This is a genomic window from Streptomyces sp. NPDC031132 (assembly GCF_055570595.1).
In genome coordinates, this window is sequence record NZ_JBVIGX010000014.1 from 212321 (window position 1) to 218637 (window position 6317).

6 protein-coding genes are annotated in these 6317 nt (G+C 70.7%); 3 read left to right on the forward strand and 3 right to left on the reverse strand.

What is annotated here, in order from left to right; translation table 11 throughout:
* Nucleotides 1-5: 5 nt before the first annotated feature.
* Entirely contained in the window at nucleotides 6-872 is an 867-nt protein-coding gene (locus tag ACZ49B_RS22625; protein ID WP_468308675.1) for a hypothetical protein, read from the reverse strand.
* A gap of 3 nt (nucleotides 873-875) precedes the next feature.
* The gene (locus tag ACZ49B_RS22630) at nucleotides 876-1961 is read right to left on the reverse strand and encodes a 3-oxoacyl-ACP synthase III family protein (protein ID WP_468308677.1); all 1086 of its coding nucleotides are present in this window, start codon (nucleotides 1959-1961) and stop codon (nucleotides 876-878) included.
* A 487-nt stretch (nucleotides 1962-2448) separates the two neighbouring features.
* Between ACZ49B_RS22630 and ACZ49B_RS22635 the strand changes: the two genes are divergently transcribed.
* Nucleotides 2449-3549 (forward strand): alpha/beta hydrolase, encoded by a 1101-nt coding sequence (locus tag ACZ49B_RS22635; protein ID WP_468308679.1) that lies wholly within the window; start codon nucleotides 2449-2451, stop codon nucleotides 3547-3549.
* A 220-nt stretch (nucleotides 3550-3769) separates the two neighbouring features.
* Here the strand turns inward: ACZ49B_RS22635 and ACZ49B_RS22640 are convergent, their stop codons facing one another.
* The gene (locus ACZ49B_RS22640; RefSeq protein WP_468308680.1) at nucleotides 3770-4240 is read right to left on the reverse strand and encodes a hypothetical protein; all 471 of its coding nucleotides are present in this window, start codon (nucleotides 4238-4240) and stop codon (nucleotides 3770-3772) included.
* Nucleotides 4241-4524: 284 nt separating this feature from the next.
* Here ACZ49B_RS22640 and ACZ49B_RS22645 point away from each other — a divergent pair, with 284 nt between their 5' ends.
* Nucleotides 4525-4932 carry a YciI family protein gene (locus ACZ49B_RS22645; RefSeq protein WP_468308683.1) on the forward strand — a complete coding sequence of 136 codons (408 nt, stop codon included), beginning with the start codon at nucleotides 4525-4527 and terminating at the stop codon, nucleotides 4930-4932.
* Between the two features lie 8 nt (nucleotides 4933-4940).
* Nucleotides 4941-6086: an RNA polymerase sigma factor gene (locus ACZ49B_RS22650; protein WP_468308710.1), complete on the forward strand. Its 1146-nt coding sequence runs from the start codon at nucleotides 4941-4943 to the stop codon at nucleotides 6084-6086.
* Nucleotides 6087-6317: the final 231 nt, after the last annotated feature.

The following is a 6317-nucleotide window of genomic DNA, read 5'->3' on the forward strand; positions in this document are numbered from 1 at the left end:
TCACGTCACCAGCCTTCGGGCCGGTAGGAGGCGCAGGCGGCGCTGGGGCCGGCGCCGGCGGCGACCATGAGGAGCCGGTCGCAGTCCTCGGGGCGCGGGGCGGCCAGGGCCCGGAGGTAGCCGAGGATCGGCGCCGCGGTGTGTGGCTCTCCGGCGCCGATGGCCTCAGCGGTGCTCGGTGGCTCCCCTGTGCTCGGGCCGACCACGAAGGTGCGGTCCAGGTCGATGCCGTGCTCGCGGGCGTACTCGACGGTGCAGGCAGCGGCGAGTTCGCTTCGCCGCGCTCCGTGCCCCTCCGTACGGCGGACCGTGATCCGGGAGCGGCCGTCGCTGCCCATGGCCGCGGTGTCGAGGTACCCCTCGGTGTCGCTGGGCCCGTCGCCCGCGTACACGGACACGGGGCCGAACCCGGCGTCGGGGTCGGCGCTGCGCTGGAGGAGGAAGGCGCCGGCCAGGTCCGCGTACGGGTAGTCGGGGTCGCGGCGGGCGTCGCCGCCGGGGTGCACGTCGGCAGCGGTGATCAGGACGCGTTCGGCGCTGCCGGTGTCGAGGAGGCTCTGGGCGAGCTGTACGGCGTTGAGGACCCCGCAGGAACCGTTCATGAGGTCGAAGGAGAAGCCGGCGGCGGGGGCCGGGTCGGCGATGTAGTCCAGGTTGATGCCGACCTCCTTCTGGACCAGGGCCGCGAGGGCCGGCTCGAAGGTGTTGAACTCCCGGTAGACGCCCACGTTGATGAGGACGCCGACGGATGACGGGGAGACCTGCGCCTGCGACAGGCAGGCGCGGGCGGCGCGGCTCGCGAGTTCGACGGCGGAGGCGGGTCCGGTGCCGTGGTGCGTGGCGGTGTGGGCTGCGGCGATGACCATTCCCATGGCTCAGACCCCCATGTTCGTGATCGTGGCCGACAGGGCGCCGGTCACCACGCCGGAGGCGGCGGGGACCATGAGGAACCGGGATCCGGGGCGGGCGGTGCCGGCCCGCAGGTGCTCGCGCAGCGTCAGGAAGTGGGACGTGGTGGCGGTGTTGCCGTACTGCTCGACGACCGCGAGGGAGGTGGGCATGGGGACCTCGAACTCCGCCTCGGCGGTCTGGTTCACGTAGTCGATGAAGCGGGTGCCGACCTGGTGCTGGATGACGTAGTCGAACGCCTCGTCGGCGAACTCCCGGCCCTGCTTGGCCAGGAGGTCCCGGTGGAACCGCGGCCACAGTTTGAGCCGGTCGCGGTTGTGCATCTTCTTGTTGTCCGTGTAGAGGGCGATGCCCTGGCTGCGGTCGCTCGGCATTCCCATGCACAGGTGCGAGTACTCGGAGCAGGTCATCAGTTCCACGTAGTGGATCCGGTCGGCCTCGTCGGTGGCGGTGTCCAGGACGACGGCGGCCGCCGAGTCGCCGACGGAGAGCGAGGCGAACTGCGGGTCGTAGGAGTCGCTGACCTCGCGGGCCGCCGTCTCGGCGACGGCGGTGGCCTGCTCACCGCTGACGACCAGGCCGTTGCGTACCGCGCCGGAGCGGATCATGCGGTCGAGCAGGTACACGCCGGTCATCATGCCGGCGCAGGCGTTGGACACGTCGAAGTGGACGGCCTGTCGCGCGCCCAGCTCGCGGGCGAGCAGCGCGGCGAAGGACGGTTCGAAGGTGAAGCGGCCGCCGTCCGTGAACCGGGTGATCGAGGCCGATATGACGACGTCGAGGTCGGCGGCCTCGTAGCGGGAGGCGGCGAGGCAGTCCCGCGCGGCGGACAGGGCCATCGAGAAGGAGTTCTCGGCGGCTGCCGGATCCGGGTCGTACACCCGGCGCTCGGCGACTCCGGTGATCCGCTGGAGGTCCGCGTCACGGACGGCGGATATCCCCTCGGTCAGCTCGCGAGTGGTCACCACGGTCTCGGGTACGTGGGCCCCCAGGGCCTCTAACCGGCTGTGGCGATTCAGTGTGCTGGTGTTGCTGGTGTTGCTGGTGTTCATACTTCGCGTTCTCCATGGGACATCCCCGTTACAGACAGCGAAGTTACCGTAGCGTAGGGATCAGCCCGCACGTCCCGCAAAAGGAGTTGAACGGTGCAGATGGGTTGATTACCAGCCAGGCGGCCCATGGACCATATTTCGCCAGCACCCGGCCCTGGCACCTCCTGCCACTCCGATCGTCGGCCGGAACATCACGCACGGTGCGCAAAACCTGTCCGGAACCACTCGGTCCGCCTGACTCGGCACGAGGGCCGGGTCGCCCTCCGACGGGTTGAGGGCGTGCGGCGGCCCCTTGGCGGAGTTGGGCGGCGGTCCTTCGGGGTCGGCAAGGATCGCCCAGCGGGCGGCAACGGGGGCACACTCAATTGAAACCTAAACGACATTTGTTGCATATTTTTGCAACCTTGCGGCCGAGAAACACATCCAGAGAGGAGGACCCACCCGTTCTGCCCGCCCGAGGGCAGCCGCACCGTTCGGAGCGAACTTCGTGCACGTGTACCCGCAGCCGCAGCCGCAGCAGCCCAGGCGATCCCGCAAGAAGGTGTGGATCGGCTCCGCGGTGGTCGTGGCCCTGCTCGCCGGCGCCGGCGCCGGGTTGATCTACTGGAAGACGGACTGGTTCGACGGGAACGGGGAGACCGTCAGCTACGCGAAGCCCTCCACCGGAGCGGACAAGGGCAAGGACAAGGAGACCGGCGGCGGGAAACAGGCGGCAGCGCCGAGCGCGGACCCGGACGCGTCCCTCCCCGCCGGTCCGTTCACCGACTTCAAGCAGACGGTCAAACTCGACGACGGCACCCGGATATCCAAGGCCCGCGTGAAGGGCCCCAAGTCCGGCTTCGAGGGCAGCGTCTGGGTGTGGACGCCCAAGGAGTACGACCGCCCGGAGTACGCGAAGAGCGCCTTCCCGGTCATGATCGCGCTACCCGGAGGCAACGGGAACGCCGACAACTACTGGGCGACCATGCCGCAGCTGGGCCTCCAGAAGGCCGTCGCCGAGGGCGCCGCGGCCGGCAAGAGCCTCCCGTTCATCCTGGTCATGCCGATCCTGAACCCGGACGCCAAGTACTACTACGACGGCTCCGACATCCCCGGCCAGGCCAAGATGGGCACCTGGATCGGCGAGGACGTACCCGACCTCGCCCGGGCCAACTTCCGTACGTACAAGTCCCGCGACGGCTGGGCCTTCATGGGCAACTCCTCCGGCGCCTTCGTCGGCCTCAAGCAGCTCCTGCAGAAGCCGGACCGCTTCCGGGCCGTCATAGCCAACGGCGGCGAGATCGTCCCCGACTCGCCGCTCTGGAAGGGCCACCAGGCGGAAATGGACGCGAACAACCCCGAGAAGCTCGCCCCGAAGCTGATCGGCAACAAGGGCCCCGAGGTGAACGTCTTCTTCCAGTACGGCACCAAAGAGGGCGGCCGCGACCGGATGGAGAAGTTCCAGCAGCAGTTCGGCAAGGGCCCGATCAAAGTCACGATCCACGAGATCCAGGGCGGCGACCACAACGGCTGGGACTACGTCCGGGGCATGAAGGAAGGCTCCCTGGAAGAGCTCAGCAAGCTGATGAAGGGCCCGAAGCCGCAATAGAGGCCGGTACGGCGGGCCTCGGCGGCCCCGCGCTCTTGCTGTCCTCACGCCCCGCCCACCCCGAGGCGTCAGCTGCGGCACAAGGGGAGTCACCGTGGGTGACTCCCCTCAGCCATGCCCTGCACCGGGCCGTCGCAGCCTGGACATCGTCGGCGCCGCAGGATGCCGGGGAGCCCCGGTTAGATCGTCTGAGCGGCGCGGCCCGGGGCCGGTGTCGCGGTCACTTCAGGCGGTAGCTGCACATGGGCGTCTTGCCGTCCTGGTTGTCGGCGACCTTCTTCCCGTCGACGGTGATGACGCACGACGCCGGCTTGAGCATGCCGTCGGCGGCCTGCACCGAACCGGGCACCACGGAGACCGTCGTGCCGATGCGCTTCTCGGCTTCGGTGGTGAAGGTGATCGTCTCCGTCTTCTTCCACGGCAGCGTCACCTGTTCGCCCTTGTTGGACGCCAGGTTGTAGTAGATCTGCGCGGGTCCGGAGCCGAGCACCTCCAGGGTCACCTCGTGGCTGACCTCTCCACCGCCCGAGGCCGGCTTGCCGGAGCCCGACGGGCTGCTGCTCGCGGTGGCGGCGGCCTTGTCCGGGGCCGTCGAGCCCTTTGCCTCCTCGGACTTGCCCCCGCCGCTCCCGCATCCGGCCAGCAGCCCGGCGGCCAGCACCAGAGCCGTACCCGTGACGATCTTCCGCATGGTTTCCCCTCGTTGGACCAAAACCATGATCTTAACCAGTGCCTTTTGCGCCATTCGGCAGCGGCTCGGACCCGGGGCCCACGACGCCCGGACCCCCCGAGGGTGTCGCGCCGCAATCCGCCCCGTGCGGCAGCGAGGATTCCGCCCTGGGGACGGTCGGCTCACCCTGGCTCATGTACGAGAGTGGAAAAACATCGGGTGGCCGTGTCGAGAACCCGTGGCCGGCTCCGTCCCCGGAGTGAAGGCGACCACAATGGGTCGCACCAGCACCGAGGAGTAACACCATGGCCAAGTACTTGCTGCTCAAGCACTACCGCGGCGCCCCGGCTCCGGTCAACGACGTGCCCATGGACCAGTGGACGCCCGAGGAGATCTCGGCGCACGTGCAATACATGAACGACTTCGCGGCCCGGCTCGAGGGGACCGGCGAATTCGTCGACAGTCAGGCGCTCGCCCCCGAGGGAACCTTCGTCCGGTACGACGGTGAGGGGCGCCCGCCGGTCACCGACGGCCCGTTCGCCGAGACCAAGGACCTCATCGCCGGCTGGATGGTGATCGACGTCGACAGCCACGAGCGCGCCGTCGAGCTGGCCGGGGAGCTGTCGGCCGCCCCCGGGGCGGGCGGGAAGCCGATCCACGAGTGGCTCGAGCTGCGCCCGTTCCTCGGCTGTCACCCCACCATCACGGAATGACGTCCCAGATGGACGAGGTCCTGCTCCGGAGCCTCACGCCCGGCGTCCTCGCCGTCCTCGTCCGCCGCGGAGCCGACTTCGCGGCGGCCGAGGACGCCGTGCAGGACGCGCTGGTCGAGGCGGTCCGCGTCTGGCCGGTCGACCCTCCGCGCGATGCGAAGGGCTGGCTGGTCACCGTGGCCTGGCGCCGGTTCCTCGACGCGGCCCGGGCGGACGCCTCACGCCGACGGCGTGAGGACCGCGTCGAGGAGGAGCCGGCGCCCGGGCCCGCGCCCGCGGTGGACGACACACTCCAGCTCTACTTCCTCTGCGCCCACCCGTCACTGACGCCGTCGTCCGCGGTCGCGCTCACACTGCGCGCCGTCGGCGGTCTGACCACCCGCCAGATCGCCCAGGCCTACCTGGTGCCCGAGGCGACCATGGCGCAGCGCATCAGCCGCGCCAAGCGCACCGTCTCGGGCGTGCGATTCGATCGGCCCGGCGATGTCGCCACCGTGCTGCGCGTCCTCTACCTGGTCTTCAACGAGGGCTACTCGGGCGACGTCGACCTCGCCGCCGAGGCCATCCGGCTCACCCGGCAGCTCGCGGCCGCGATCGACCACCCCGAGGTGGCGGGACTGCTCGCCCTCATGCTGCTCCACCACGCCCGGCGCGCCACCCGGACCGGCCCGGACGGCAGCCTGGTGCCGCTCGCCGATCAGGACCGCGGCCGGTGGGACACCGCGTTGATCGCCGAGGGCGTCCGGATCCTGCAGGCGGCCCTCGCCCGCGACCGGCTGGGCGAGTTCCAGGCCCAGGCCGCGATCGCGGCACTCCACGCCGACGCGCCGAGCGCCGCGGAGACCGACTGGGTGCAGATCCTCGAGTGGTACGACGAGCTCACGCGCCTGACCGACAGCCCGGTCGTCCGCCTCAACCGCGCGGTCGCCGTCGGGGAGGCGGACGGACCGCGCGCCGGGCTGGCGGCGCTCGCGGCGCTGGACGACTCACTGCCCCGCCACACCGCGGTGGCCGCGTACCTCCACGAGCGCGACGGCGACCTGACGACGGCGGCACGGCTGTACGCGGAGGCGGCCCACCAGGCGCCCAACCTTGCCGAGCGCGACCACCTGACGCGCCAGGCCGCCCGGCTCAACGCCCGGCGGCGTCCGTGACGGGTCGAGCGGGCAGCAGGTCGAACCCTGCTGCGCAACCCCTTGCCGACGCAGGAGCCTTTGCCACTGGCCTTGTGACACCGCAGTGTGGGGGCTGCCGCTGAGGTGCGGGTGGTGGCGTTGCAGCCGGCTCCGTACCCGGGGCCGGGGGGGGGGGGGGGGGGGGGGGGGGGGGGAGGAGGGGGGGGGGGAGGGGGGGAGGGAGGGGGGGGAGGGGGCGAGAGTGTGCAC

Excerpts from the sequence above, each read along its gene's own strand:
- ACZ49B_RS22625 (WP_468308675.1), bottom strand. The coding sequence starts at position 872 with ATGGGAATGGTCATCGCCGCAGCCCACACCGCCACGCACCACGGCACC.
- ACZ49B_RS22630 (WP_468308677.1), bottom strand. The coding sequence starts at position 1,961 with ATGAACACCAGCAACACCAGCAACACCAGCACACTGAATCGCCACAGC.
- ACZ49B_RS22640 (WP_468308680.1), bottom strand. The coding sequence starts at position 4,240 with ATGCGGAAGATCGTCACGGGTACGGCTCTGGTGCTGGCCGCCGGGCTG.
- ACZ49B_RS22645 (WP_468308683.1), top strand. The coding sequence starts at position 4,525 with ATGGCCAAGTACTTGCTGCTCAAGCACTACCGCGGCGCCCCGGCTCCG.
- ACZ49B_RS22650 (WP_468308710.1), top strand. The coding sequence starts at position 4,941 with ATGGACGAGGTCCTGCTCCGGAGCCTCACGCCCGGCGTCCTCGCCGTC.